This window comes from Sphingomonas adhaesiva (assembly GCF_002374855.1).
Classification (GTDB): Bacteria; Pseudomonadota; Alphaproteobacteria; order Sphingomonadales; family Sphingomonadaceae; genus Sphingomonas; species Sphingomonas adhaesiva.
Genome location: NZ_NWVC01000005.1, coordinates 125,639 through 150,116, shown reverse-complemented (window position 1 = coordinate 150,116; position 24,478 = coordinate 125,639). Strand labels below are relative to the sequence as shown.

At 70.5% G+C, this 24,478-nt stretch carries 23 protein-coding genes; 13 read left to right on the top strand and 10 right to left on the bottom strand.

Annotated elements, in window-relative coordinates; genetic code table 11:
• The first annotated feature begins 68 nt into the window (after window positions 1-68).
• The 3 genes from aroC to COA07_RS11870 all read left to right on the top strand — a co-directional run bounded on the left by aroC (window position 69) and on the right by COA07_RS11870 (window position 2,259).
• Window positions 69-1,136 carry a chorismate synthase gene (gene aroC / locus COA07_RS11880; protein WP_096641047.1) on the top strand — a complete coding sequence of 356 codons (1,068 nt, stop codon included), beginning with the start codon at window positions 69-71 and terminating at the stop codon, window positions 1,134-1,136.
• A 72-nt stretch (window positions 1,137-1,208) separates the two neighbouring features.
• A complete protein-coding gene (locus COA07_RS11875) occupies window positions 1,209-1,763 on the top strand; it encodes a hypothetical protein (protein ID WP_141396529.1) in 555 nt (184 codons plus the stop codon).
• Window positions 1,764-1,899: 136 nt separating this feature from the next.
• A complete protein-coding gene (locus COA07_RS11870; RefSeq protein ID WP_066712139.1) occupies window positions 1,900-2,259 on the top strand; it encodes a hypothetical protein in 360 nt (119 codons plus the stop codon).
• 61 nt (window positions 2,260-2,320) lie between these two features.
• On the opposite strand, the gene COA07_RS11865 is transcribed toward COA07_RS11870, so the two are convergent.
• Entirely contained in the window at window positions 2,321-3,610 is a 1,290-nt protein-coding gene (locus COA07_RS11865) for an adenylosuccinate synthase (RefSeq protein WP_066712136.1), read from the bottom strand.
• A 210-nt stretch (window positions 3,611-3,820) separates the two neighbouring features.
• Between COA07_RS11865 and COA07_RS18315 the strand changes: the two genes are divergently transcribed.
• A complete protein-coding gene (locus COA07_RS18315; RefSeq protein WP_157085322.1) occupies window positions 3,821-4,642 on the top strand; it encodes a DUF6454 family protein in 822 nt (273 codons plus the stop codon).
• A gap of 194 nt (window positions 4,643-4,836) precedes the next feature.
• Here COA07_RS18315 and COA07_RS11855 read toward each other — a convergent pair whose 3' ends face one another.
• Window positions 4,837-6,030 carry a penicillin-binding protein activator gene (locus tag COA07_RS11855; protein WP_066712132.1) on the bottom strand — a complete coding sequence of 398 codons (1,194 nt, stop codon included), beginning with the start codon at window positions 6,028-6,030 and terminating at the stop codon, window positions 4,837-4,839.
• Here COA07_RS11855 and rsmI point away from each other — a divergent pair.
• Complete coding sequence (gene rsmI / locus COA07_RS11850) at window positions 6,029-6,871, top strand: 16S rRNA (cytidine(1402)-2'-O)-methyltransferase (protein ID WP_066712130.1); 843 nt, start codon at window positions 6,029-6,031, stop codon at window positions 6,869-6,871. The two genes, COA07_RS11855 and rsmI, sit on opposite strands and share 2 nt — an antisense overlap.
• A 413-nt stretch (window positions 6,872-7,284) precedes the next feature.
• Window positions 7,285-7,665 carry a YraN family protein gene (locus COA07_RS11845; protein WP_096641043.1) on the top strand — a complete coding sequence of 127 codons (381 nt, stop codon included), beginning with the start codon at window positions 7,285-7,287 and terminating at the stop codon, window positions 7,663-7,665.
• On the opposite strand, the gene COA07_RS18595 is transcribed toward COA07_RS11845, so the two are convergent.
• Complete coding sequence (locus COA07_RS18595; protein WP_066713323.1) at window positions 7,659-8,408, bottom strand: helix-turn-helix domain-containing protein; 750 nt, start codon at window positions 8,406-8,408, stop codon at window positions 7,659-7,661. The two genes, COA07_RS11845 and COA07_RS18595, sit on opposite strands and share 7 nt — an antisense overlap.
• Before the next feature lie 134 nt (window positions 8,409-8,542).
• Between COA07_RS18595 and gshB the strand changes: the two genes are divergently transcribed.
• On the top strand, window positions 8,543-9,502 hold the full coding sequence (gshB, locus tag COA07_RS11835; RefSeq protein WP_066713326.1) for a glutathione synthase: 960 nt from the start codon (window positions 8,543-8,545) through the stop codon (window positions 9,500-9,502).
• Between the two features lie 115 nt (window positions 9,503-9,617).
• The gene (locus tag COA07_RS11830) at window positions 9,618-10,220 is read left to right on the top strand and encodes a DedA family protein (RefSeq protein ID WP_066713329.1); all 603 of its coding nucleotides are present in this window, start codon (window positions 9,618-9,620) and stop codon (window positions 10,218-10,220) included.
• Between the two features lie 184 nt (window positions 10,221-10,404).
• Here the strand turns inward: COA07_RS11830 and COA07_RS11825 are convergent, their stop codons facing one another.
• The gene (locus COA07_RS11825; RefSeq protein ID WP_211280964.1) at window positions 10,405-11,337 is read right to left on the bottom strand and encodes a tyrosine-type recombinase/integrase; all 933 of its coding nucleotides are present in this window, start codon (window positions 11,335-11,337) and stop codon (window positions 10,405-10,407) included.
• A 326-nt stretch (window positions 11,338-11,663) separates the two neighbouring features.
• Between COA07_RS11825 and COA07_RS11820 the strand changes: the two genes are divergently transcribed.
• The 4 genes from COA07_RS11820 (at window position 11,664) to map (ending at window position 17,107) form a co-directional block, all read left to right on the top strand.
• Window positions 11,664-13,133 carry a diguanylate cyclase domain-containing protein gene (locus COA07_RS11820; protein ID WP_066710646.1) on the top strand — a complete coding sequence of 490 codons (1,470 nt, stop codon included), beginning with the start codon at window positions 11,664-11,666 and terminating at the stop codon, window positions 13,131-13,133.
• A gap of 105 nt (window positions 13,134-13,238) precedes the next feature.
• The gene (locus tag COA07_RS11815) at window positions 13,239-14,072 is read left to right on the top strand and encodes a transferrin-binding protein-like solute binding protein (RefSeq protein ID WP_066710648.1); all 834 of its coding nucleotides are present in this window, start codon (window positions 13,239-13,241) and stop codon (window positions 14,070-14,072) included.
• 70 nt (window positions 14,073-14,142) lie between these two features.
• Window positions 14,143-16,314 (top strand): primosomal protein N', encoded by a 2,172-nt coding sequence (locus tag COA07_RS11810; RefSeq protein ID WP_066710650.1) that lies wholly within the window; start codon window positions 14,143-14,145, stop codon window positions 16,312-16,314.
• A 25-nt stretch (window positions 16,315-16,339) separates the two neighbouring features.
• The gene (gene map / locus COA07_RS11805; protein WP_066710655.1) at window positions 16,340-17,107 is read left to right on the top strand and encodes a type I methionyl aminopeptidase; all 768 of its coding nucleotides are present in this window, start codon (window positions 16,340-16,342) and stop codon (window positions 17,105-17,107) included.
• A gap of 490 nt (window positions 17,108-17,597) precedes the next feature.
• Here map and COA07_RS11800 read toward each other — a convergent pair whose 3' ends face one another.
• The 6 genes from COA07_RS11800 to COA07_RS11775 form a co-directional block, all read right to left on the bottom strand.
• Complete coding sequence (locus COA07_RS11800) at window positions 17,598-17,849, bottom strand: ATP synthase F1 subunit epsilon (protein WP_066710667.1); 252 nt, start codon at window positions 17,847-17,849, stop codon at window positions 17,598-17,600.
• Between the two features lie 53 nt (window positions 17,850-17,902).
• Window positions 17,903-19,381: a F0F1 ATP synthase subunit beta gene (gene atpD, locus COA07_RS11795; protein ID WP_066491260.1), complete on the bottom strand. Its 1,479-nt coding sequence runs from the start codon at window positions 19,379-19,381 to the stop codon at window positions 17,903-17,905.
• A 109-nt stretch (window positions 19,382-19,490) separates the two neighbouring features.
• Complete coding sequence (locus COA07_RS11790; RefSeq protein ID WP_066710669.1) at window positions 19,491-20,369, bottom strand: F0F1 ATP synthase subunit gamma; 879 nt, start codon at window positions 20,367-20,369, stop codon at window positions 19,491-19,493.
• Window positions 20,370-20,468: 99 nt separating this feature from the next.
• Complete coding sequence (gene atpA / locus COA07_RS11785; RefSeq protein WP_066491266.1) at window positions 20,469-21,998, bottom strand: F0F1 ATP synthase subunit alpha; 1,530 nt, start codon at window positions 21,996-21,998, stop codon at window positions 20,469-20,471.
• Between the two features lie 4 nt (window positions 21,999-22,002).
• A complete protein-coding gene (locus tag COA07_RS11780) occupies window positions 22,003-22,572 on the bottom strand; it encodes a F0F1 ATP synthase subunit delta (protein WP_066710672.1) in 570 nt (189 codons plus the stop codon).
• A gap of 144 nt (window positions 22,573-22,716) precedes the next feature.
• Window positions 22,717-23,523 carry an enoyl-CoA hydratase gene (locus COA07_RS11775; RefSeq protein ID WP_096641041.1) on the bottom strand — a complete coding sequence of 269 codons (807 nt, stop codon included), beginning with the start codon at window positions 23,521-23,523 and terminating at the stop codon, window positions 22,717-22,719.
• Window positions 23,524-23,608: 85 nt separating this feature from the next.
• Between COA07_RS11775 and COA07_RS11770 the strand changes: the two genes are divergently transcribed.
• On the top strand, window positions 23,609-24,445 hold the full coding sequence (locus COA07_RS11770; protein WP_096641107.1) for an Ada metal-binding domain-containing protein: 837 nt from the start codon (window positions 23,609-23,611) through the stop codon (window positions 24,443-24,445).
• Window positions 24,446-24,478 lie beyond the last annotated feature (33 nt).

Below are 24,478 nucleotides of genomic sequence, written 5' to 3'. Positions count from 1 at the left end.
CATAGCCGCTCGCAATCTGCCATGGCGAGCACCATGTTCGCCCCCGCCCCCCGCCCCGGTACACCGCGATGAGCTTCAACACCTTCGGCCGCGTCTTCCGTTTCACCACCTGGGGGGAAAGCCATGGGCCGGCGCTCGGCGCGGTGGTCGACGGATGCCCGCCGGGGATCGCGCTGAGCGAGGCGGATATCCAGCCGTGGCTCGACAAGCGCCGCCCCGGCCAGTCGCGCTTCACGACGCAGCGGCGCGAGCCGGATCAGGTGCGCATCCTGTCGGGCGTGTTCGACGGGCGCACCACCGGCACCCCGATCAGCCTGATGATCGAGAATGTCGACCAACGGTCAAAGGATTATTCCGACGTCGCGCTCGCCTATCGCCCCGGCCATGCCGATTACGCCTATGATGCCAAATACGGCTTTCGCGACTATCGCGGCGGCGGGCGGTCGTCGGCGCGCGAAACCGCCGCGCGCGTCGCGGCGGGCGCGGTGGCGCGCGCGGTCGTGCCGCAGGTGCGCGTGCGCGCCTGGGTCGAGGCGATCGGCGGCGACGAGATCGACCCGGCGGCATTCGACGATGCGCAGATCGACGCCAATCCCTTCTTCTGCCCCGATGCCGCCGCCGCGGCGCGCTGGGAGGAGAAGGTCGATGCCGCGCGCAAGTCCGGCTCGTCGCTCGGCGCGGTGATCGCGTGCGAGGCGACCGGCGTGCCCGCCGGCTGGGGCGCGCCGCTCTATGCCAAGCTCGACAGCGAACTGGCGTCCGCGATCATGTCGATCAACGCGGTGAAGGGGGTGGAGATCGGCGACGGCTTCGCCGCGGCGGCTTTGTCGGGGGAGGAGAATGCCGATCCGATGCGCCCCGGCAACGGCGGCCCGCGCTTCCTGGCCAATCACGCCGGCGGGATCGCGGGCGGGATCGCCACCGGGCAGCCGATCCGCGTGCGTGCCGCGTTCAAGCCGACCAGCTCGATCCTGACCCCGGTCGAAACGATCACTCGCACCGGCGAAGCGGCTGATATCGCGACGAAAGGCCGGCACGACCCGTGCGTCGGCATCCGCGGCGTCCCGGTGGTGGAGGCGATGGTCGCGCTGGTGCTGGCCGATCAGGCGCTGCTCCATCGTGCCCAATGCGGGTAATGTTATAGTACCGGTTCGGGAACAATTACCCTGATCGCACCGTTGCTCCCGTGGAATAAACGGAGAATGGATATGCGTATCACCATCCTTCTGGCCTCGGCCGCGCTGCTGGTCCCGGGCGTCGCATCGGCGCAGCTGGCGGGCGGCCTCGGTGGCGGCCTGGGCGGCACCGTCGGCGGCACCATGGGTCAGGTCGGCGGCACGCTCGGCGGCAGCGCGACGGGCCAGCTGCAGACCCCGGACACCGGCGCAGTGCGCGACACCGCCACCCGCACGACGCAGCGCACGCGGGAGGCGACGCGCCGCGCCGCCGATCGCACCCGCGCCACCGCGCGCCGCACCGCGGATCGCACCGCCGATGCCGCGCGCAACACCGGCCAGCGCGTGGGCGATACCGTCACCGGGACCAGCGTCGGCGTGAGCGGCGGCGCTAACGGCGCGACCTCGGCATCGTCGGGCGGCGCGATGGGCGGCGGCAATGGTGCGCTCGGCGCGACCATCACCACCCCGAACGGGTCGGTCGCCACCGGCGGCAGCCTGGCCGGCGGCACCACCGCCAGTCCCTCGGGCGTCGCCGCGGGGACCAGCGCCGGCGGCACCACCACCGTCACCGCGACGCCGCGCTGAACGGTCGGCCCCGTCCCCCCGCCCGGGGGACGGGGCCATCCGCCGTTACGACGGACGGGCGCATAACCCGGTCGAAGCGCGCAACTTCCTGTGCCGGCAAGTCGTTGATACGGCTGAAAACACAGGAGAGGTTATCATGCGCTCGACAATCATTCTGGCGACGGCGGCCCTGCTGCTTCCCGCCGCCGCCTCGGCCCAGACCATGTCCCCGCCGATGTCGCCGCCGGCCACCGGCACGACGACCGGCCAGCCCGGCACCACCGGGATGCAGACCCCGCCGGGTACCACCACGACGCCGATGCCCGACCATCGCGGGCATGACACCACCCGCCCGTCCACCCGCCCGCGCGGCACCGCGACGCCGACGCCCGATACCATGTCGCCGCCGACCGGCGATCCGTCGGGAACGATGGGCACGCCGACCAGCCCCGATCCGATGACCGGCACCACCGGCCCCACCGCACCGCCGACCGGCACCACCCCGCCGCAGGCGTAACGTCGGTCACCCGACGGCAAACGGCCCCGTCCCCGTCATCCGGGGGCGGGGCCGTTCCGCGTCAGTCCGCGAACGGATCGCGCACCAGGATCGTGTCCTCGCGTTCCGGGCTGGTCGACACCAGCGCCACCGGGCAGCGGATCAGCTCCTCGACGCGGCGGATGTACTTGATCGCCTGCGCCGGCAGGTCGGCCCAGCTGCGCGCGCCGGCGGTCGATTCGTGCCAGCCCTCCATCACCTCGTACACCGGCTCGACCGCCATCTGGTCGGCGGCGTGCGACGGAAAATAGTCCAGCGTCTCGCCGCGCAGCCGGTATCCGGTGCAGATCCTCACCTCGTCGAACCCGTCCAGCACGTCGATCTTGGTCAGCGCGATCCCGGTGATCCCGCCGACCGCCGCCGACTGGCGCACCAGCACGGCGTCGAACCAGCCGCAGCGGCGCTTGCGCCCGGTGACGGTCCCGAATTCATGCCCGCGCTGGCCCAGCCGCTCGCCGGTGGCATCCTCCAGCTCGGTCGGGAACGGCCCCGATCCGACGCGCGTGGTATAGGCCTTGGCGATCCCCAGCACGAAACCGACCGCCGCCGGCCCCAGCCCCGATCCGCCCGCGGCGGTGCCCGCGATCGTGTTACTGCTGGTCACGAACGGATAGGTGCCGTGGTCGATATCCAGCAGCACGCCCTGCGCGCCCTCGAACAGGATGCGGCGCCCGGCCTCCTTCGCCGCGTTCAGGTCGCGCCACACCGGCTTGGCGAACGGCAGGACGAAACCGGCGATGTCGCGCAGCTCGGCGATCAGCGCGTCGCGGTCGATCGGCGGCTCCCCGAACCCGGCGCGCAGCGCGTCGTGATGCGCGGTCAGCCGGTCCAGCTGCGGCCCCAGATCGTCCAGATGCGCCAGGTCGCACACGCGGATCGCGCGGCGGCCCACCTTGTCCTCATACGCCGGGCCGATCCCGCGCCGCGTCGTCCCGATCTTGCCCGCGCCCGACGCATCCTCGCGCAGGCCGTCCAGGTCGCGGTGGAACGGCAGGATCAGCGCGCAATTGTCCGCGATGCGCAGCGTCTCGGGCGTGGCGACGACGCCCTGCGCCACCAGCCGCTCGATCTCCGCCTTCAGCGCCCAGGGGTCCAGCACCACGCCGTTGCCGATCACCGACGGCGTGCCGCGCACGATCCCCGACGGCAGCAGCGACAGCTTGTAGACGTTCTCGCCCACCACCAGCGTATGGCCGGCGTTATGCCCGCCCTGGAAGCGCACGACCATGTCGGCGCGCTCGGCCAGCCAGTCGACGATCTTGCCCTTGCCTTCGTCGCCCCATTGCGCGCCGATGACTGCTACATTGGCCATGGATACAGGTCTCCGCCTGCCGGGCGAACCCGCGCGCCCTTCGACAGGACTCGGCGCGCGAGTGGTTCAGCGATGTCGCGGCGCCGGGTAGCGATGCGGCGCGGCGCGGTCAACCGCTCCTCTCATCAAACCGAAACGCAAATCCCATCGCGCTGACACATCGCTGTGACAGGGGCCGCGGCACGTCCCACGGTGACGGAGCCTGTCCGCATGTCCCGCCAGTCCCGAACCTCCCGCCGCCCCGCCCTGCTCGCGCTGCTCGTCGTGTTCGCCGGCCTGTCCGCGGCGCGCGCGCCCGCGCGGCCCGACGACGCGATCGAGGGGACGCGGCTGATCGGCACGCTGCCGCTGGATGGCGAGCTGTTTCATGTGCAGGGGCTGGAAATGGACGGCCCGCACCTGTGGGTCACCTCGGTCGATGGGCGCAACCATCGCGGCTACCTGCATGAATTCGATCGCGCGACCGGGCGTTTCCTGCGCCGGATCGAGCTGACCGACGGCGTGCGCTACCACCCCGGCGGCATCTCGCGCAGCGGCGGATCCCTGTGGGTGCCGGTCGCGGAAATGCGCCCCGACAGCTCGTCGGTGCTGCTGGAGATCGACGCCGCGACGCTGCGCGTCCGTCGCCGCATCCGCGTCGCCGATCACATCGGCTGCATCGCCGCCGCGCCCGGCCGGCTGGTCGCGGGCAATTGGGACAGCCGCCTGCTGTACGTCATCGACCCCGACGATCCGCGCCGCATGCGCGCCGTCCCCAACCCGTCGCGCACCCATTATCAGGACATGAAGTTCGCGGGCGACCATCTGGTCGCCGGGGGCAACACCAATTGGTGGAGCGGCACGGTCGACTGGCTCGACTGGCCGACGATGACGGTCCGCCGCACGCTGCGCGCCGGCGCGATCGGCCCGATCCGCCCGTTCGGCCGCGGCGGCCCCTATACCGGCGAAGGCATGGCGATCGACGGCCGCGACCTCTACGTCCTGCCCGAGGACGGCCCCAGCCGCCTCTTCCGCTTCCGCATCACGGCGTGAGTGTGGAAGAAGCGGTTCTCGCGCAGAGACGCAGAGCCGCAGAGAGGTTTGCGCCGCAGGCGATCACACCCGTCACGCAAGGGCTTTGAGATAACGCGCTACCGCGCCCACTCCGCCCCCTCTCTGCGCCTCCGCGTCTCTGCGCGAACATATTCTTCGCGTCTTCGCGTCTTCGCGTGAACCCGAACCGCGCGTTACTTCCCGAACCCGGTCGGCGCCGCCGATACCGTCACGGTCGCCCCGCCGCGGATTTCCTTCACCTCCAGCGCGCGCTCGGCCACGCCGTCGCGGCCGAAACGGAACGCGCCATCGATCCCGGCGAACCCGTCCGAATCGCGCAGCCGCCCCTCGGGAAAGGGCGTGCCCGCGCGCCAGTCGCGCGCGATCCGCACCACCAGCAGCACCGAATCATACCCCAGGCTGGACAGGCGATACGGCGCCGCGCCGAACCGCGCGCGATAGTTGCGCGCATATTGGCGATACAGATTGTCGGGCACGCTGGCGAACCACGCGCCGTTCAGCGCGCTGGTCGCGGCGATGTTGTTGTCCGAATTCCACAATTCGGTGCCCAGCACCTGCGTCGACGGGCTGGCGCGGCGCAGCAGCGGCACCGCCGCCGCCGCCGCGGGCGCGCTGTCCGCGATCAGCACCGCACCAAACGGCGCATCCTTGGCCATCCGCTGCACCGCCGCGCCCACCGCGCCCCGATCATAGGTCTGGAGCGAGACGACGCGCCCGCCGGCATCCTCCACCGCACGCAGGAATGCGGTCGACGCGCGGCTGCCGTACAGCGCATTGGGCACCAGCCCGCCGAAATTGCTGATCCCCTTGCCGCTGGCATAGGCGACGACACGCTCGATCGCCTGCGCCGGGGCATAGCCCAACAGGTACGCGCCATTGCCCGCGACGCTCACGTCGTTGGAAAAGGACAGCACCGGCACCCCCGCGGCGCGCGCGATCGGCGCCACCGCGCGCACGTCGTCCGCCAGCAGCGGCCCCAGGATCAGCTGCGCGCCGTCGGCGATCGCGCGCCGCGCCGCCTGCGCCGCGCCGGGCGCGGTATCGTAATTGGTGATTCGCACCTGCTGGTTGCGCGTGTCGAGCAGCGCCAGCTGGGTCGCATTGGCCAGGCTCTTGCCCACGCCGGCATTGCCGCCCGACAGCGGCACCAGCAACGCCACGCGGTTGCGCGCGACATCCTGCGGCAGCCCCTGCACCACCTCGGGGTTGGTCGGGCGCGGCGTCTGCGCGCCGGTCTGCGTGCGTCCTGGCTCCATCGGTGCGCGCGGCACGACCGTGGAACAGGCGGACAGCAGGATCGCTGCCAATCCTGCGACCCATCGCGAAAGTGCTCTGGACCGTTGCGGCCAGGTGATCGCCTCTGCCATGACACCCCTCGTGAACTCGTTGACGCCTGGGCTGTATATCGTCGCCACCCCGATCGGCAATCTCGGTGATCTGTCGCCGCGTGCTGCCGAGGTTTTGAGCCAAGCCGCTGTGATCGCGGTAGAAGACACGCGTGTGACCGCCGGGCTGCTGCGCCACATCGGGGTCAAGCGGCCGATGACCCCCTATCACGATCACAATGCCGCGCATGTCCGCCCGCAACTGATCGCGCGCATGGGCACCGAGGCGGTGGCGCTGGTCAGCGATGCGGGCACGCCGCTGATCTCCGATCCCGGGTTCAAGCTGGTGCGCGAGGCACGTGCGGCGGGCCATGCGGTGGTGACCATCCCCGGCCCGTGCGCAGCGGTCGCCGCGCTGACGCTGGCGGGGCTGCCGACCGATCGGTTCCTGTTCATGGGCTTCCTGCCGTCGAAGGAACAGGCGCGCGCGGAAACGATCGCGGAGGTCGCCGCGATCCGCGCCACGCTGGTCTTCTACGAATCGGGTCCGCGCCTCGCCGCCTGCCTCGCCGCGCTCGCCGACGGGCTGGGCGACCGCGAGGCGGCGGTCACGCGTGAGATCACGAAAAAGTTCGAGGAAGCCGTCACCGGCACGCTCGCCGCGCTCGCCGCGCGCTACGCCGACGCACCGCCCAAGGGCGAGATCGTCGTCGTCGTCGCGCCCCCCGATCCCCCCGCCCCCGCCAGCGCCGCGGACGCCGACGCCGCGCTGGCCGAGGCCCTTACCCGCCTCCCCGCCTCCAAGGCCGCCGGCGAAGTCGCCAGGGCGCTGGGGCTGGACCGCAAGGCACTCTACGCCCGCGCGATGGAGATGAAGGGGTAAGGCCCACCTGCGTTGCTCCAGCGAAGACACCGTCATGCCGGACTTGTTCCGGCATCCATGTCTCCCCGAACACGCAAGCCGTTGCTTTTGCGGCGCCATGGACCCCGGCCTTCGCCGGGGTGACGGACGGAAGCGCCGGGAAAACCGGCGTTCGCCGCCGCAGGCAACTTCCCAAAAAAACCGCCCGCAAAAGCCGCGCCACCGCGCCCCACCCACCCCCTCTCTGCGCCTCCGCGCCTCCGCGTGAACAACCTCCTTCGCGTCGTCGCGTCTTCGCGTGAAAAACCCTGTCCTACGCCCACCCGCTCTGCCACACCTCCAGAACGTTCTTCTCACTCCCCCACCCCCGTCCCCCCTTCCCCGCCAGCGTCTCAACATTGACAACATTCGCGCCGCCGCCATCCTCCCTGCCCATGCGCCGCCCCACCCCACGCCCCGCCGCCGCCCGCATTGCCGCAGAGGCGGCCGGGCGGCGCGGGGAGCGGATCGCGGCGTGGTGGCTGCGGCTGAAGGGCTGGTCGATCCTCGACCGCCGCGTCCGCACCCCCGCGGGGGAGGTCGATCTCGTCGCGAAGCGCGGCGGATTGGTCGCCTTCGTCGAGGTGAAGAGCCGCGCCACCGCCGCCGAGCTGGATCACGCGATCGATCACCGCCGCCTCGCCCGCGTCGCCGCCGCGGCGGAGGTGCTGATGCCGCGCTACGCCACGCAGGGCGAGGATATCCGCGTCGACGTCATCCTGCTCGCCCCGCGCACCGCACCGCGCCATATCGAGAATGCGTGGATCGGCTACTGAGCGCCGGCCCGCCGCCAGAAGATGACGAACCGCCCGCCGCTGCCGAACGCGGCGCTCTCCAGCGTCAGGCCGGCCGGCGCGGCGGCGGCGCCCTGAAGCGCCTCCATCGCCGCGTTCGTCCGGGCGTGGTCGGCGGACGCCGGCAGCGTGCCGATCACCTGACACAGCGTCCGGCGGCATTCGGCCTTGTCGACCACGACGCCCGTCTCGCGCCGCAACCCGGCATAATGCCGCTCCAGCGCCGCTTCGCCCGCACCTGCCCAGGCCGCATCGCGCGCCTCCCCGGCCAGTTGCAGGGCCAGGCCGCGCGGCTCGCTCCGCGCCGGCGCCAGCAGGCGGTCCAGCGCCGGGTCGAGCCGCGCCTCCTGCGCGGTGTCCGGCGACACCAGTGACACCGCGATACCGATCGATGCGATGACGGATACGAACATGACGATCACTCCCTTTCGTACGGATAACCGCAGCGGCGCATCGCCGCCGGCGGCGGGGGGATCGAGATCGCTTTTCTCGTCACGATTTTCCTGGGCCGCGAACCGCCGCGCCAGTTCGCGGCTGCTGCCCAGCTGCGTCTTGCGCCGCGCCTGGCGCAGCCGTTCGTTGACCGACGCCTCCGACCGTCCGGTCAGCGCGGCGATGCTCTTGGCGGTATGGCCGCGCGCCAGCAGCGTCAGGATATCGCGTTCCGCCGCGCTCAGGACCGTGAAGTCGATCACGTCGGCGGCAGGCTCGGTCGGCGGCGTCATCGGCCAGGCATCTCCTCGACGGCCGATTGGCGACAAATGCCGCCATAAGGGAGTACAAAAAACTTGTGGGTGACGCCGGCCCGCCGACCGCCTACCTCACCGGCCGATCCGCCACCCATCGACAGGGCATCCGCATGACACTGACCGTCGCCGTCCAGATGGACCCGCTCGCCTCGATCAACATCGCGGGCGATTCGACCTTCGCGCTGATGCTGTCGGCGCAGGCGCGCGGGCACCGGCTGTTCCACTACACCGCGGAGGATCTCAACTGGTCCGACGGCCGGCTGTGGACCCGCGCGCATCCCGTCACCGTCCAGCGCGTCGCCGGCGATCATTTCCGCTTCGGCGATCCCGTCAGCCTCGATCTGGGGGCGGAGGCGGACGTGGTGCTGATGCGCCAGGACCCGCCGTTTGACCTCGGCTATATCACCGCCACGCACCTTCTGGAGCGGATCGCCGACCGGACATTGGTGGTCAACGACCCGGCCAGCGTGCGCAACGCGCCCGAAAAGGTATTCGTCCTCGACTATGCGCATTTCATGCCGCCGACGCTGGTCACGCGCTCGCTGGAGGAGGCACGCGCCTTCCTGAAGCAGCATGGCGCGATCGTGGTGAAGCCGCTCCACGGCAACGGCGGCAAGGCGATCTTCCGCGTCGGTCCGGAGGGCGAGAACCTGTCCGCGCTGATGGAGGTGTTCAACCAGACGTGGCGCGAACCTCATATGGTGCAGGCGTTCCTGCCCGACGTGGCGAAGGGCGACAAGCGCATCGTGCTGGTCGACGGCGAGGTCGCGGGCGCGATCAACCGCCTGCCGGGCGAGGGCGAGATTCGCAGCAACCTGGCGGTCGGCGGATCGGCGGAGAAGACCGAGCTGACCGATCGCGAACGCGCGATCTGCGCCGAACTGGGGCCGGAGCTGAAGCGCCGCGGGCTGATCTTCGTCGGCATCGACGTGATCGGCGGCGAATGGCTGACGGAGATCAACGTCACCTCCCCCACCGGCATCGTCGCGATCGAGCGGTTCGACGGCACCGACGTCGCCGGGCTGATCTGGGACGCGATCGACCGCAGGCTGGCGGAACGCGCCGCCTGACCGGCGGTTGGGGCCGGATGACCGACGTCTCGCGTCCCCGCCCCACCCCGTTCGTGCCGAGGAGGCATCGAGCGAAGCCGAGAGGCCGTCTCGAAGCACGGTCACGGCGCTCCACATGACCGATTTCATCATCAACTGGATCGTCTGGGGCGGGTACATCGGCATCTTCCTGCTGATGGCGCTCGAGAATGTCGTGCCCCCGATCCCGTCGGAGGTCATCATGGGGCTGGGCGGGATCGCGGTCGCGCGCGGCGAGATGGAGATGCTGCCGCTGCTGTTGTGGGGCACCGCGGGCACCACCGCGGGCAATGTCTTCTGGTACGAGATCGGGCGGCGGCTCGGCTATGCGCGCTTCCGGCCGTTCGTGGAGCGCCACGGCCGCTGGCTGACGCTGGAATGGGACGATGTGGAGCGCGTGCGCACCTTCTTCCACCGCCATGGCGGCTGGGTGATCTTCGTGTTCCGCTTCATGCCGACGTTCCGCACGCTCATCTCGCTGCCCGCCGGCATGGCGGGGATGCGGCTGTGGCCGTTCCTAGCGACGACCTTCGCGGGCAGCGTCATCTGGAACGGCGTGCTGGCGGGTGCGGGCTATGTGCTGGGCAGCCGCTATGCCGATCTCGATCGCTACGTCGGCCCGGCGGGGATCGCGCTGACGGTGCTGGCGATCGGCTATTACCTCTACCGCGTCGTCACCTGGCACCCGCGCGGCGACTAGAGCGTTTTCCGATCAGGTTGGACCATCGGCGCGGAGGTGATGTCGGTTCAGTGCAAGGCGCGCGGAGGGAGCGATGCCGGGGCATCGTGACCGACAAGCAACGCCGCACCGGATCGACAGCGCCCCGCCGCGAAGCGGGCGCCCGCAGGGCGATGACGATGGTTCAACCTGGTCGGAGAACGCTCTAGGCGCGCGGATGCGCCGCGCGATAGACGTCGAGCAGGTGGGCGGCATCGACAGCGGTATAGACCTGCGTCGAACTGAGGCTGGCATGGCCCAGCAGTTCCTGCAGCGCGCGCAGGTCCGCGCCGCGCCCCAGCAGGTGCGTCGCGAAACTGTGGCGCAGCGCATGCGGGGTGGTGCGTTCGGACAGGCCCAGCCGCGCCCGCGCCGCGCGCACCTTCACCCGCACCACCCCGGGGGACAGCGCGCCGCCGCGCACCCCGCGGAACAGCGGCGCATCCGCGGCGACCGGCCAGGGCGTGCGCGCGACATAATCGGCGATCGCATCGCGCACCGCGGGCAGCAGCGGCACGATCCGCGTCTTGGCGCGCTTGCCGGTCACCGCGATCGTCTCGCCCGGCGGCAGCGCCGCGCCGGTCAGCGCCAGCGCCTCGCCGATGCGCAGCCCCGCACCGTACAGCAGCAGCAGCAGCGCCCAGTCGCGCGCCGCCACCCATGGCTCGTCGCTTTCGTCGGCGACCTCCTGCGCCAGCGCCACCGCCTCTGCCGGCGCGACGGGGCGCGGCACCCCCGCCTTCACGCGCGGCCCGCGCAGCACCGGCGCGCTGCCCACCCCGTTCGCCCAGTCCAGGAATGCGCGCACCGCCGACAGCTCGCGCGCGGCGGAACTGTTGCCCAGCCCGCCGCCGCGCCGCGCCGCCAGATAGGCGCGCAGGTCCGCCGCCGTCACCTCCGCCAGCGCCACGCGCGTCACCGCGCCGCCCCAATGCCCGGACAGGAACGCCAGCAACCGCTCGGCCGTCGCGCGATAGGCGCGGACAGTATGTTCCGACCGCCGCCGGTCGCGCGCCAGGTGGATGCTCCATTGCACGGGGAGCGGCAAAGGCCCCTGCGGCAGCCCCCCGGCGTCCGCGCGATCGGCATCCTGCGTCATGATCCTCCGGGCCTAGGGTCAGGCCCCATTACTGGCAATGGTCGTGACGGAGCCGGAAAAGGCGCACGGGTAGGAGCAAGGAGGGAGCGATGCTGTTTGCATCGTAACCGACGCGCGACGCCGCCGTGCACCTTTTCCGGCCCGCCGCTGCGCGGTCGCCCGTGGAGGCCCGCCGAGCGTCGTCGCTTGCTGGCGCGTAGCTATGGCTACGCGGCTGCGCTGCGCTCCTCGTCGGCGGGCCTCCACGGGCGATCACGGCCGTTGCCAGTATTGGGGCCTGACCCTTGGGGCGGAATATTAACGACGTCCCGGTACAGGATGGCGCGATGGATAGCACGCCCCCGGCCTCCCACGATCACGATGCGGAACGCGAAGCGCAACGGCTGGCGGCGCTCCATTCGCTCGAACTGATCGGCGCCGCACCCGAACAGGCGTTCGACGGCCTCGTCGCGCTGGCGGCGCGGATGCTCGACTGCCCGATCGCGCTGCTCAACCTCGTCGATCGCGATCGCCTGTGGGTCGCCGCCGGGACGATCGCCGGCCCGCGCGAGATCAGCCGCGACGTCGCGATGTGCGACCGCACGATCCGGGGGAAGGGACCGCTGGTCATCGACGACCTGGCGCAGGACGCCGTCTATCGCGACAGTCCGCTGGTCGTCGATGCCGGCTATCGCTTCTACGCCGGGACGCCGCTGCACCTGTGCGACGATGCCGGCGTCCGCCAGCCGATCGGGACGCTGTGCGTGATCGATTCGGTCTGCCACCGGGTCAGCCAGGCCGCGCTCGACGCGCTCGCTCACCTCGCCACGCTGGCGGAGGCGCTGCTGGAAGGGCGCCGCACCGCCCTGCGCGCAGTGGATGTCGCGAAGGAGGGGGAGCGCCTGCTGCGCGACCTCGCGCGCAAGGATCGCATCTTCCGTCATGTCGAGCGGATCGCGTCGATCGGTTCGTGGCATCTGTCGCTGGCCGACGGCCGGATCCACTGGTCCGACAACACCTATGCGCTGCACGGCCTGCCGCTGGGACAGCAGCCGGCGCGCGACCATACGTTCGATTTCTATCCGCCGCAGGATCGCGAGGAGGTGCGCCGGACGCTGCAGCGCACGCTGAACGACGGCGCCCCGTTCGATATCGAGAACGACTTCGTCACCGCGCGCGGGCACCGCCGCCGCGTCCGTTCGATGGGCGAGGCGGAGATCGTCGACGGGCGCGTCACCGGGGTGATCGGGGTGTTCCAGGACGTCACCGTCCGCCACGAACTGGAAACGCGGCTGCGGCGCCTCGCCAGCACCGACGCGCTCACCGGCCTCGCCAATCGCGCGGCCTTCGATGCGGCGCTGGAACGGGCGATGGCGGCGGCGCACGGCCGCGACGGCGTCACCCTGATGCTCGTCCTGATCGACCTGGACGGGTTCAAGGCGATCAACGACACGCTCGGCCATGATGCCGGCGACGAGGTGTTGCGGATGACCGGCACCGCGCTGACGCAGTCGTGGCTGAAGGGCAGCCTCGCCGCGCGGATCGGCGGCGACGAATTCGCGCTGATCGTCGACGATCCGGCGTTGCTGGCCGACCCGGAGGCGCTGCGCCTCAAGATCGACGAAGCGTTGCGCATCACGGTCGGCTCGGGCGGGCTGACGATGATCAGCGGCGGATCGGTCGGCATCGCGGCGTTCGACGCCGACGATCGCTCCCCGCGCGATTTCGTGCGGCGCACCGACACCAACCTCTACACCGCCAAGCGCGGCCGCGTCGGGCGACGTCCGGCCTCCCTCGGGTCCCGCCGCGCCGCCTGACCATTGCCGGGGCGAAGCCGGCAACCGAGTCCCGTTTCTTTCGTTTCGGTGCGAGAACGGAACGAGAAATGGTGGGACATGATGCGGCGGCGTTTGGGAAGTGTGATGGCGTTGGCACTGCTGGTCGCGGGCTGCGGCGGTGGCGACGGCGGTGCGCCGGCACCTGCGCCCACCCCGACGCCGTCACCCTCGCCGACCTTCTCCTACAGCCAGGCCAACAGCTTCGCACAGGATCATCGCTGGACCGGCTATGACGCCTTCTACGCACCGCCCGATCCCAGCGGGACCAATGCGGGCGCGACGTTGACGTCGTCCACGACGGCGGTCACGTCGTGGTCGCGCGATCGCTATGGCCTGACGATGCCGCGGTCCGATTTCTTCGCCGCGGATACCGTCTTCGCGCGCGACGTCGGCGCGACGGAGTCCAGCAGCAAGAGCAATATCATCGATTTCCGCATGAACGTGAACGGCGTGCCGACCACGGCGTCGCTGGTGTCGCCGGAACTGTGGATCACGCGATATTTCGCGGTGGCCCAGGCATCCGACAGCCAGAGAGAGATCTTCACGATCGCCGGCGATGTCACCTACTCCGCCGATCTCGCACGCTTTTCGACCCGCACCTATCAGGCGCTGCTCTATTTCGGCGACACCTTCCTGTATCGCGACCGATTGAAACCGCTGGTCGTCGACCTGGTGTCGCGCAAGGTGTCGGGTACGGTCGCGCTGATCGGCAATCCCGACATCGACGTGACCGTCACGGGCACGGTCGACTCGGGCAATACCGTCACCGGCACCTTCACCTCGGCCGATCGCAGCGTGACCGGGCAGCTGCGCGGCCGTTTCTACGGTCCGGGCGGCAAGGATCTGGGACTGGTCGCGGCGGTGACGCGCAACGGCATCACCACCCGGTCGGTGCTGAGCGGCACGATTCCGGACTGACGCGGCGAAACGGCGCGGGGACGCCTCGCCGCCTTTGCACCGCCCGCCATGCTCCCATATGGGACGGACAATGTCCTCCCGCGCGCGTGTCCTGGTCCTCAATTCCGCGCTCGGCCCGCTCGACTATCGCGTGCCGCACGGCATGGCGGTGGAACCGGGGTCGATCGTCGTCGCCCCGCTCGGCCCGCGCCAGCTGACCGGCGTGGCGTGGGAGGCGGAGCGGATGCCCTCCGATGCGGAGGTCGGCGACAATCGCCTGCGCAACCTGCTCGCGGTCGCCGACGTGCCCCCGCTGCGCGCGCCGCTGCGCCGGCTGATCGAATGGACCGCCGATTACTATCTGGCGCCGCCCGCCGCGGTGGTGCGCATGGCGCTGTCCTCGAACGCCGCACTGGAAGGGTCGCGCACCGCGACCGAATATCGCGCCACCGGCCATGTCCCCGATCGCCTCACCCCGCAGCGCGCGCAGGCGCTGGAGCGGATCGGCGAGCGACAGGGGCTGATCCGCGAGCTGGCGGCGATCGCGGAGGTCAGCGACGGCGTGATCCGCGGGCTGGTGAAGGCCGGCGCGATCGAGGCGGTCGAGGTCGATATCGACAGCCCCTTTCCCGTCCCCGACCCCGATCACGCGCCCCCGCAGCTGTCCGACGATCAACGCGCCGCCGCCGACACCCTGTCCGCCGGGGTCGCTGCCGCCGCCTTCGCCCCGACGCTGCTCGACGGCGTGACCGGATCGGGCAAGACGGAGGTGTATTTTGAGGCGGTCGCCACCGCGCTGCGGGCGGGCCGGCAGGTACTGGTGTTGCTGCCCGAAATCGCGCTGACCGAACCGTTCCTGAAGCGGTTCCACGACCGCTTCGGGTGCGAGCCGGTGGCGTGGCATTCGGGCCTGCGCTCCACCCAGCGCCGCCGCGCATGGCGCGCGATCGCCGCCGGGGAAGCGCGCGTGACCGTCGGTGCGCGCTCCGCGCTGTTCCTCCCCTACGCCAACCTCGGCCTGATCGTCGTCGACGAGGCGCACGAAACCAGCTTCAAGCAGGAGGACGGGGTCCATTACCACGCGCGCGACGTCGCGGTGATGCGCGCCAAGTTCGAACGCTGCCCGGTGATCCTGGCCAGCGCCACCCCCGCAATCGAGACTCGCCACCAGGTCGCGCTCGGCCATTATGCCGAGGTGAAGCTGCCCGGCCGCTACGGCGTGGCGCAACTGCCGACGATCGAGGCGATCGACCTGATCGCCGAACCGCCCGAGCGCGGCCGCTGGATCAGCCCGCGGCTGGTCGCCGCCATGGGCGAGACGCTGGAGCGCGGCGAACAGTCGCTCCTGTTCCTAAACCGCCGCGGCTATGCCCCGCTGACGCTGTGCCGCACCTGCGGGCATCGCTTCCAATGCCCGAACTGCACCGCCTGGATGGTCGAGCACCGGCTGACCCGGCGTCTGGCTTGCCACCATTGCGGGCATGTCGAACCGGTGCCGCGGCTGTGCCCGGAATGCCAGAACGAGGATACGCTGGTGGCCTGCGGCCCCGGCGTGGAGCGGATCGCGGACGAGGTCGCGGCGCTCTTCCCGGAGGCGCGCACCGCGGTGGTCACCTCGGACACGATCTGGTCGCCCGCGCGCGCCGCCGAATTCGTCGCGCGGATGGAGGAAGGCGCGATCGACATCGTCGTCGGCACGCAATTGGTGACCAAGGGCTATCATTTCCCCAACCTGACGCTGGTCGGCGTGATCGACGCCGATCTGGGGCTGGACGGCGGCGACCTGCGCGCCGCGGAACGCACCTTCCAGCAGATCCGCCAGGTATCCGGGCGCGCCGGGCGCGGGGCGAAGCCGGGCCATGTCTTCATCCAGACGCACAGCCCGAAGGCGGCGGTGATGCAGGCGCTGGTCACCGGCGACGCCGACGCCTTCTACGCCGCCGAGACCGAGGCGCGCCGCGATGCCGACGCGCCGCCCTTCGGCCGCTACGCCGCGATCATCGTGTCGAGCGAGGATCAGCCGGCCGCGCTGGAGATCGCCCGCTCGGTGGGGCGCAGCGCTCCGCGCGTCGACGGGATGGAGGTGTACGGCCCCGCCCCCGCCCCGCTGGCGATGCTGCGCGGGCGCCACCGCTACCGCCTGCTGGTCCACGCGCGCCGCGCGCTGGACGTACAGGACGTGATCCGCGACTGGCTGGGCGCGCTCGACTGGCCCGCCAAGGTCCGCGTCGCGGTCGACGTCGATCCGTACAGCTTCCTGTGACATCGTGCAGAAGGTTACCGCACCCATGGTCAAGACACCCGCCGAACTGGCGCTGATGCGCATCTCCGGGCGGCTGCTGGCGCAGGTGTTCGACATGCTCGACACGCTCGACCTCGCCGGGCGTTCGACGCTGGAGGTCAACGACCTAGTCGAACGCTTCATCACCGACGATCTGGCCGCCCGCCCTGCCAGCAAGGGGCAATATGGCTTCGCCTATGTCCTCAATTCCTCGATCAACAACGTCGTCTGCCACGGCGTGCCCGACGCCGGCGTCGTCATCCGCGACGGCGATATCGTCAACCTCGACATCACGCTGGAAAAGAACGGCTTCATCGCCGATTCCAGCAAGACCTATGTCGTCGGCGCCGCCCCGCCCGCTGCGCGGCGGCTGGTGCGCGTGACGCAGGAGGCGCTGTGGAAGGGCATCGCGCAGGTGCGCCCGGGCGCGCGGCTGGGCGACATCGGCTTCGCGATCGAACGCCATGCCAAGAAGCACGGCTATTCGGTCGTCCGCGACTATTGCGGACACGGTATCGGGCGCGAGATGCACGAGGAGCCGCAGGTGCTGCACTTCGGCCGCGCCGGCACGGGGGTGGAGCTGCGCGAGGGGATGACCTTCACGATCGAGCCGATGCTCAACCAGGGCACGCGCCGCGTCATGGGGGAGGATGACGGCTGGACCGTCGTCACCGCCGACGGGAAGCTGTCGGCGCAGTTCGAACATACCGTCGCGGTCACCGCTCGCGGCGTGGAGGTACTGACGCTGCGCACCGGAGAGCGCGCCGCCGCCTGACGGGAGGGATCGCGGGGCGGAGACGGTCGCCCTCGCCGCGCCGGCGCTGCGATAACCGCCGCGCTCGCTCGCGTCCTCGCCCACCGATCCTTTGCCCAGCGGGCCACCATGCCGCAGGCGGCGCGGTGGATACCGGAACAGGCAGGCACCACGCGGTGCCCGCCTTCGAACAGCCCCGGCCTACCGCGCGTTGCGGGCGCCCCCGCGCCGCACACGATCCGTCACCCCGGACCTGTTCCGGGGTCCACCCTGCCGCGCACTCAACGGCTTATGGGTATGCAGCCCGGTGGATACCGGAACAGGTCCGGCATGACGGGAAAGCCCGTTCCCCGGCCGCACGTCGCTCCGGTATCGAACGGGCCGCGCCCCGGGGTCAGGAACGGCCCGCCCCGGACATGCCCGCCCCGCCCGTCGCTGGCGTCCCACAGCGAAACGGGCGCCCCGCGCTGCCGCGGGACGCCCGTCATCGGACGCGTTCGGGAAACCCGCGTCAGCCGGTGTGTTCGGCCAGCACGGTCAGCCCGCGCGCATTGACCTCGGCGAAGCCGCCGCGGATCGCGATCGTCTCGGGCGCGCCGCCTTGCGTCTTCTGGACCAGCACGTCGCCGTCGCGGATCGTCGACATGAACGGCGCATGGCCCTCCAGCACCGCGAAATCGCCGTCGGCACCTGGCACGGTGACCATATAGACCTCGTCCGAGCGGACCAGGCGTTCGGGAGTGACCAGTTCGAAGTGCAGCATATCTCTACCTTACCGGCCCCTCCCCGACGGGGAGGGGCTTCGCGCGATCGGGCTTACGCCTCCTGCGCCATCTTCTCGGCCTTGGCGACCGCCTCGTCGATGCCGCCGACCATGTAGAAGGCGCTTTCCGGGAGGTGATCGTACTCGCCGTTCACCACCGCCTTGAAGCTGCGGATCGTGTCCTCGATCTGCACGAACTTGCCCGCGATGCCGGTGAACACCTCGGCGACGTGGAACGGCTGCGACAGGAAGCGCTGGATCTTGCGCGCGCGCTGGACGGTCAGCTTGTCCTCTTCCGACAGCTCGTCCATGCCCAGGATGGCGATGATGTCCTGCAGCGCCTTGTACTTCTGCAGGATCGCCTGGACCGCACGCGCGGTTTCGTAGTGATCCTGGCCGACGATGCGCGGCTCCAGCACGCGGCTGGTCGAATCGAGCGGATCGACCGCCGGGTAGATGCCCAGCTCGGAGATCGCGCGGTTCAGCACGGTCGTCGCATCGAGGTGCGCGAACGAGGTCGCCGGCGCCGGATCGGTAAGGTCGTCCGCGGGCACGTACACCGCCTGCACCGAGGTGATCGACCCCTTGTTGGTGGAGGTGATGCGCTCCTGCAGCGCGCCCATGTCCGTCGACAGCGTCGGCTGGTAGCCCACCGCCGACGGGATGCGGCCCAGCAGCGCCGACACTTCCGCGCCCGCCTGGGTGAAGCGGAAGATGTTGTCGACGAAGAACAGCACGTCCTGCCCTTCCTGGTCGCGGAAATATTCCGCGATGGCCAGGCCCGACAGCGCGACGCGGGCGCGCGCGCCCGGCGGCTCGTTCATCTGGCCGTAGACCAGCGCGACCTTCGATCCCTCGCTGATCGCCTTGCCGTCGGCGTCCTTGGCGATGACGCCCGCGTCGAGGAATTCGTGGTACAGGTCGTTGCCCTCGCGGGTCCGCTCACCCACGCCCGCGAACACCGACGTGCCGCCATGGCCCTTGGCGATGTTGTTGATCAGTTCCTGGATCAGCACGGTCTTGCCGACGCCCGCGCCGCCGAACAGGCCGATCTTGCCGCCCTTCGCATAGGGGGCGAGCAGGTCGATGACCTTGATGCCCGTCACCAGGATCGCGCTCTCGGTCGACTGGTCGACGAATTCCGGCGCCTTGGCATGGATCGGCGCGCGCAGGTCGGTGGCGATCGGGCCACGCTCGTCGATCGGCTCGCCGACGACGTTCATGATGCGGCCCAGCGTCGCGGGGCCGACCGGCATCTGGATCTGCGCGCCGGTGTCGGTGACGGTCTGGCCGCGGGTCAGCCCCTCGGTCGAATCCATCGCGATCGTGCGGACGGTGTTCTCGCCCAGATGCTGCGCCACTTCCAGCACCAGCCGCTGGCCGTTGTTCTCGGTTTCCAGCGCGGACAGGATCGCGGGCAGCTGCGTGCCGAACTGCACGTCGACGACGGCGCCGATCACCTGCGCGATACGGCCCACATTGTTGCTGCCCGAGCCGGTGGCCGGACGGATGTCTTCAGCGGCGGTTGCCATTGGTTCGTTCCTTGCCTTCTACTCGTCATCCCGGCGAAGGCCGGGATCTCCCTCCGCGGGAGTATCGCTTGCGGCACGCGCCCGGCGTTCGCCGGACGTCATACCAGAATTACAGCGCCTCCGCGCCCGAGATGATCTCGACCAGTTCGGTCGTGATCGCCGCCTGGCGGGCACGGTTGTACTGGATGCTCAGCCGCTTGATCATGTCGCCGGCGTTGCGCGTGGCGTTATCCATCGCGGTCATCCGGCTACCCTGTTCCGATGCGGCATTTTCCAGCAGCGCGCGGAAGATCTGGATCGCCACGTTGCGCGGCAGCAGGTCCGCCAGGATCGCTTCCTCGCTCGGCTCATAGGCGACGGTCGCGTCGCCGCTGTTGGCCAGCTTCGGCGCGGCGCTCGCAGGGATCGCCACCGGGATGATCTGCTGCGCGACCGGCTCCTGCACCAGCGCCGACTGGAAGCGGGCGTAGAACAGGTGCGCGACGTCGAACTCGCCCGCCTCGAACCGCGCGATCAGGTCGTCGGCGATCGCCTTGGCATGGTCGAACCCGGCGACCTTCATCTCCGACAGGTCGCGGTCCACCGCGATCCCCTTGGGATAGAAGCGGCGCAGCACGCGGCCCTTCTTGCCCGCCAGGTAGAAGACGACGGTCTTGCCCGCGGCCTCCAGCTCCTCGGCCTTGCGGCGCGCGGCGCGCACGATGTTGGTGTTGAACGCACCCGCCAGCCCGCGCTCGGACGTGGCGACGACCAGCATGTGAACCTGGTCCTTGCCCGTCCCCGCCATCAGCGGCGAGGCGCCGACACCGACGTTCCTGGCCAGGCTGGCGACCACCGCCTCCAGCCGCTCGGCATAGGGGCGCCCGGCGACCGCCGCTTCCTGCGCACGGCGCAGCTTGGCGGCGGCGACCATCTTCATCGCCTTGGTGATCTTCTGCGTCGACTTCACCGAGCCGATGCGGATCTTGAGGGCTTTCAGTGACGCCATCTTTTCCCAACTTCGTCATCCCGGCGAACGCCGGGATCTCGTGCCACAGGCCGCTCGTCCGCGGCCGAAGACCCCGGCTTTCGCCGGGGTGACGCGATGTTACGCAAACGTCTTCGCGAACTCGTCCAGCGCCGCCTTCAGCTGCGCCTCGGTGTCCTTGCCCAGCTCGCGCGTGTCGCGGATCGCGGTCAGCACGCCGGCATGGCGATCGCGCAGGAACGCCAGCATCGCCGCTTCATAGCGGGTCACGTCGGCGACCGGCACGCTGTCGATATAGCCGTTGGTGCCGGCATAGATCGACGCGGTCTGTTCCTCGAACGGCATCGGGTTGAACTGCGGCTGCTTGAGCAGCTCGGTCAGCCGCGCGCCGCGGTTCAGCAGCTTCTGGGTGGAGGCGTCGAGGTCCGATCCGAACTGCGCGAACGCGGCCATTTCGCGATACTGCGCCAGCTCCAGCTTGATCGAGCCGGACACCTTCTTCATCGCCTTGGTCTGCGCGGCCGAGCCGACGCGGCTCACCGACAGGCCGACGTTGATCGCCGGGCGGATGCCCGCGAAGAACAGGTCGGTTTCCAGAAAGATCTGCCCGTCGGTGATCGAGATCACGTTGGTCGGGATGTACGCCGACACGTCGCCCGCCTGCGTCTCGATGATCGGCAGCGCGGTCAGCGAACCGTTGCCGTTGTCGTCGTTCATCTTCGCCGCGCGCTCCAGCAGGCGCGAGTGGAGATAGAAGACGTCGCCCGGATAGGCTTCGCGGCCCGGCGGACGGCGCAGCAGCAGCGACATCTGGCGATACGCCACCGCCTGCTTCGACAGGTCGTCATAGACGATGACCGCGTGCATCGCATTGTCGCGGAAATATTCGCCCATCGCGCAGCCGGTGTACGGCGCCAGGAACTGCAGCGGCGCGGGGTCGGACGCGGTGGCGGCGACGACGATGGAATATTCCATCGCGCCGTTTTCCTCCAGCGTGCGGACCAGCTGCGCGACGGTCGAGCGCTTCTGCCCGACCGCGACGTAGATGCAGTACAGCTTCTTCGATTCGTCGCTGCCGGCGTTCGCCTGCTTCTGGTTGATGAACGTGTCGATCGCGACGGCCGACTTGCCGGTCTGGCGATCGCCGATGATCAGCTCGCGCTGGCCGCGGCCGACCGGCACCAGCGCGTCGATCGCCTTCAGCCCGGTCTGCACCGGCTCGTGCACCGACTTGCGCGGGATGATGCCCGGCGCCTTCACCTCCACGCGGCTGCGCTTCTCGGCGACGATCGGCCCCTTGCCGTCGATCGGGTTGCCCAGGCCGTCCACGACGCGGCCCAGCAGGCCCTTGCCGACGGGGACGTCGACGATCGTGCCGGTGCGCTTGACGGTATCGCCTTCCTTGATCTCGGCGTCGGAGCCGAAGATCACGACGCCGACGTTGTCGGCTTCCAGGTTCAGCGCCATGCCCTGCACGCCGTTGGCGAATTCGACCATCTCGCCCGCCTGGACGTTGTCGAGGCCGTAGATGCGCGCGATGCCGTCGCCCACGCTCAGCACCTGGCCGGTTTCGCTGACTTCGGCCTCGGTACCGAAATTGGCGATCTGGTCCTTGATGACCTTGGAGATTTCTGCGGCGCGGATATCCATTACGTCAGCCTTTCATCGCGCTGGCGAGCGCATTCAAACGGGTGCGGATCGACGAATCGATCATCTGGGAACCGATGCGGACGACCAGCCCGCCCAGGATCGCGGGATCGACCGTCAGGTCGACCGACACCTCGCGACCGACGCGGCGGCGAAGCTGCTGTTTCAGCTCCTCGACCTGGTCGTCGGACAGCGGGTGGGCGCTGGTCACCTCCGCGGTGGTTTCGCCGCGGTGGCGCGCGGCCAGCGTGCGATAGGCGGCGATCACCTGCGGCAGCTGCGACAGGCGGCGGTTTTCCGCCAGCACCCCCAGGAAGCTCTTCGTCGTGGTGTCCAGCCCCAGCTGGTCGGCGGTGGCCAGCACCGCCTTCACCGCTTCGCCGCGGGCGACCACCGGCGATGCGGTCAGCATGCGGAAATCGGCCGATTCGGCCAGCGCCTGGCGCACGGCGGACAGGCTTTCCTCGACTCGGTCGACGGCCTTGGCCTCCACCGCCAGATCGAACAGCGCACTCGCGTAGCGGCCGCCCAGGCTGGCCTGAATGTTGCTGCCCTGATTACCGCTGGAGCTCTCCACGCGATTCACTTTCCTCGAAAACCCAAGGGTGTTGGCCCATGCGAAGGGATGGCGCGCGGAACGCACCTCGCTTGGGATGCCGGGCGCGTAGCAAAGGGGGGGCCGCTATGCAACCGGATGGGCGGAAGCTTGTTCATCATCGCTTCATTGTGCCCGCCCGCGCGCCTGGACGCCCGCGCGCCGCGCCTCGAGCGCCGCGGGCGTGACCTGCGCATTGGCCGCCGACGACCGCTCCGTCTCCAGCGCCAGCGCCGCCGCAAACGGCAGCCCGAAACCGTCGTCGATCAGCCGCTTGTAATCGGCGACGAAGGCCGCATCCGCCGATGCGATATCCCTCGCCAGCGCGATCGCGGCGGGCAGCAGATCGCCGGGCGCGACCACGCGGTTGACCAGCCCCCAGCGTTCGGCGGTCGCCGCGTCCAGGAAATTGCCCGACAGCGACAGTTCCTTGGCGCGCGCGATGCCGACCAGCCGCGACAGCTTCTGGCTCAGCCCCCAGCCGGGCATCACGCCGACGCGCGCATGGGTATCGGCGAAGCGCGCGGTGTCGCTGGCGATCAGCATGTCGCACGCCAGCGCGACTTCGAACCCGCCGGTGATCGCGACGCCGTTGATCGCGCCGATCACCGGCTTGCGGCACGATTCGATCGCGCGCACCGGGTTGTCGGCCGGGCCGCTGGCATTGGCCGCGCCCAGCGCGCCGTCGACGCTGCCCAACTCCTTGAGGTCCAGCCCGGCGGTGAACGCGCGCGTCCCCGCCCCCGTCAGCACGACGCAGCGCACCGCCGGGTCCGCATCCACCTGCCGCATCGCATCGTACAGGGCCGCGCGCATCGCCACCGACAGCGCGTTCATCGCCTCCGGCCGGTTGAGCGTGACGATCGCGACGCCGTCGCCGGGCCTGTCGATCAGCACGGGGTCGATCAGCACGGGCTGCGCGGCGCTCGTCATCGTCGGCCTCCTCCTGCCCCGCCGGTTCTGGTTTCGGCGCAAGCCGCGGGATGGCCGGCGCGTCGCGATCGCATACATAAGCGCGATGAGCGACGCCACCTCCATCGCCGGCCTGACCCTGGACGAGGCGTGGGAGGGCTTCGCCCGCCGCGACCGGCGGCTGGACGACCGCTTCGTCGTCGCGGTGCGCACCACCGGCATCTACTGCCGGCCCAGCTGCGCCGCGCGCCGCCCGCGTCGCGAGAATGTGGAGATGCTGGCCGACGCCGCCGCCGCCCGCGCGCGCGGCTATCGCGCGTGCCGGCGCTGCTGCCCCGATTCGGTCGCGCGCGACCGCGCGGCGGTGGCCGATGCGACGCGGCTGATCGCCGCCGCGAACGGCGCGCCGCCGCCGCTCGCCGCGCTGGCCGATGCGGTCGGCTATGCCCCGCACCACTTCCTGCGCCTGTTCAAGCGCGACACCGGCCTGACCCCGGCGGCCTACGCCCGCGCGCTGCGCGCCGCGCACGCGGCCGAGCAGCTGCGCGGGGCGGCGCGGGTCACCGATGCCATCTATGCCGCCGGCTATGCCGCCCCCAGCCGCTTCTACGCCGATGCCGCGCGGCTGGGCATGACGCCCGCCACCTTCGCGGAGGGCGGCGCGGGGGTGACGATCCGCTGGTCGCGCGTCGATACCGCGCTGGGGCCGCTGCTGGTCGCCACCACGCCGCGCGGGCTGTGCCACGCCGCGCTGGGCGACGGCCCCACGCCCGGCGAGTTGTTCCCCGCCGCGACGCTGGTCGCCGGGGACGATGCGCACCGGCGCTGGGCCGCCACGCTGGCCGCGCGCGCCGCGGCGGAACGTCACGATCCGGCCCTGCCCGACGATGCCCGGCGGCTCGCCTTCCTGGAGGCGGTGCGCCGCGCCGCCGCCGATGGTTAGGCAATTGTAAAGCCATCGCGCTTACTCCCGTCC

Coding starts and splice junctions, on each gene's coding strand:
- COA07_RS18315 (WP_157085322.1), top strand. CDS start 3,821: ATGTCCCGCCAGTCCCGAACCTCCCGCCGCCCCGCCCTGCTCGCGCTG.
- rsmI (WP_066712130.1), top strand. CDS start 6,029: ATGACACCCCTCGTGAACTCGTTGACGCCTGGGCTGTATATCGTCGCC.
- map (WP_066710655.1), top strand. CDS start 16,340: ATGGTCAAGACACCCGCCGAACTGGCGCTGATGCGCATCTCCGGGCGG.
- COA07_RS18595 (WP_066713323.1), bottom strand. CDS start 8,408: ATGACGCCGCCGACCGAGCCTGCCGCCGACGTGATCGACTTCACGGTC.
- COA07_RS11845 (WP_096641043.1), top strand. CDS start 7,285: ATGCGCCGCCCCACCCCACGCCCCGCCGCCGCCCGCATTGCCGCAGAG.
- COA07_RS11875 (WP_141396529.1), top strand. CDS start 1,209: ATGCGTATCACCATCCTTCTGGCCTCGGCCGCGCTGCTGGTCCCGGGC.
- aroC (WP_096641047.1), top strand. CDS start 69: ATGAGCTTCAACACCTTCGGCCGCGTCTTCCGTTTCACCACCTGGGGG.
- COA07_RS11775 (WP_096641041.1), bottom strand. CDS start 23,523: ATGACGAGCGCCGCGCAGCCCGTGCTGATCGACCCCGTGCTGATCGAC.
- gshB (WP_066713326.1), top strand. CDS start 8,543: ATGACACTGACCGTCGCCGTCCAGATGGACCCGCTCGCCTCGATCAAC.
- COA07_RS11870 (WP_066712139.1), top strand. CDS start 1,900: ATGCGCTCGACAATCATTCTGGCGACGGCGGCCCTGCTGCTTCCCGCC.
- COA07_RS11855 (WP_066712132.1), bottom strand. CDS start 6,030: ATGGCAGAGGCGATCACCTGGCCGCAACGGTCCAGAGCACTTTCGCGA.
- COA07_RS11865 (WP_066712136.1), bottom strand. CDS start 3,610: ATGGCCAATGTAGCAGTCATCGGCGCGCAATGGGGCGACGAAGGCAAG.
- COA07_RS11830 (WP_066713329.1), top strand. CDS start 9,618: ATGACCGATTTCATCATCAACTGGATCGTCTGGGGCGGGTACATCGGC.
- atpD (WP_066491260.1), bottom strand. CDS start 19,381: ATGGCAACCGCCGCTGAAGACATCCGTCCGGCCACCGGCTCGGGCAGC.
- COA07_RS11800 (WP_066710667.1), bottom strand. CDS start 17,849: ATGCTGCACTTCGAACTGGTCACTCCCGAACGCCTGGTCCGCTCGGAC.
- COA07_RS11815 (WP_066710648.1), top strand. CDS start 13,239: ATGGCGTTGGCACTGCTGGTCGCGGGCTGCGGCGGTGGCGACGGCGGT.
- COA07_RS11790 (WP_066710669.1), bottom strand. CDS start 20,369: ATGGCGTCACTGAAAGCCCTCAAGATCCGCATCGGCTCGGTGAAGTCG.
- COA07_RS11820 (WP_066710646.1), top strand. CDS start 11,664: ATGGATAGCACGCCCCCGGCCTCCCACGATCACGATGCGGAACGCGAA.
- atpA (WP_066491266.1), bottom strand. CDS start 21,998: ATGGATATCCGCGCCGCAGAAATCTCCAAGGTCATCAAGGACCAGATC.
- COA07_RS11770 (WP_096641107.1), top strand. CDS start 23,609: ATGAGCGACGCCACCTCCATCGCCGGCCTGACCCTGGACGAGGCGTGG.
- COA07_RS11825 (WP_211280964.1), bottom strand. CDS start 11,337: ATGACGCAGGATGCCGATCGCGCGGACGCCGGGGGGCTGCCGCAGGGG.
- COA07_RS11810 (WP_066710650.1), top strand. CDS start 14,143: ATGTCCTCCCGCGCGCGTGTCCTGGTCCTCAATTCCGCGCTCGGCCCG.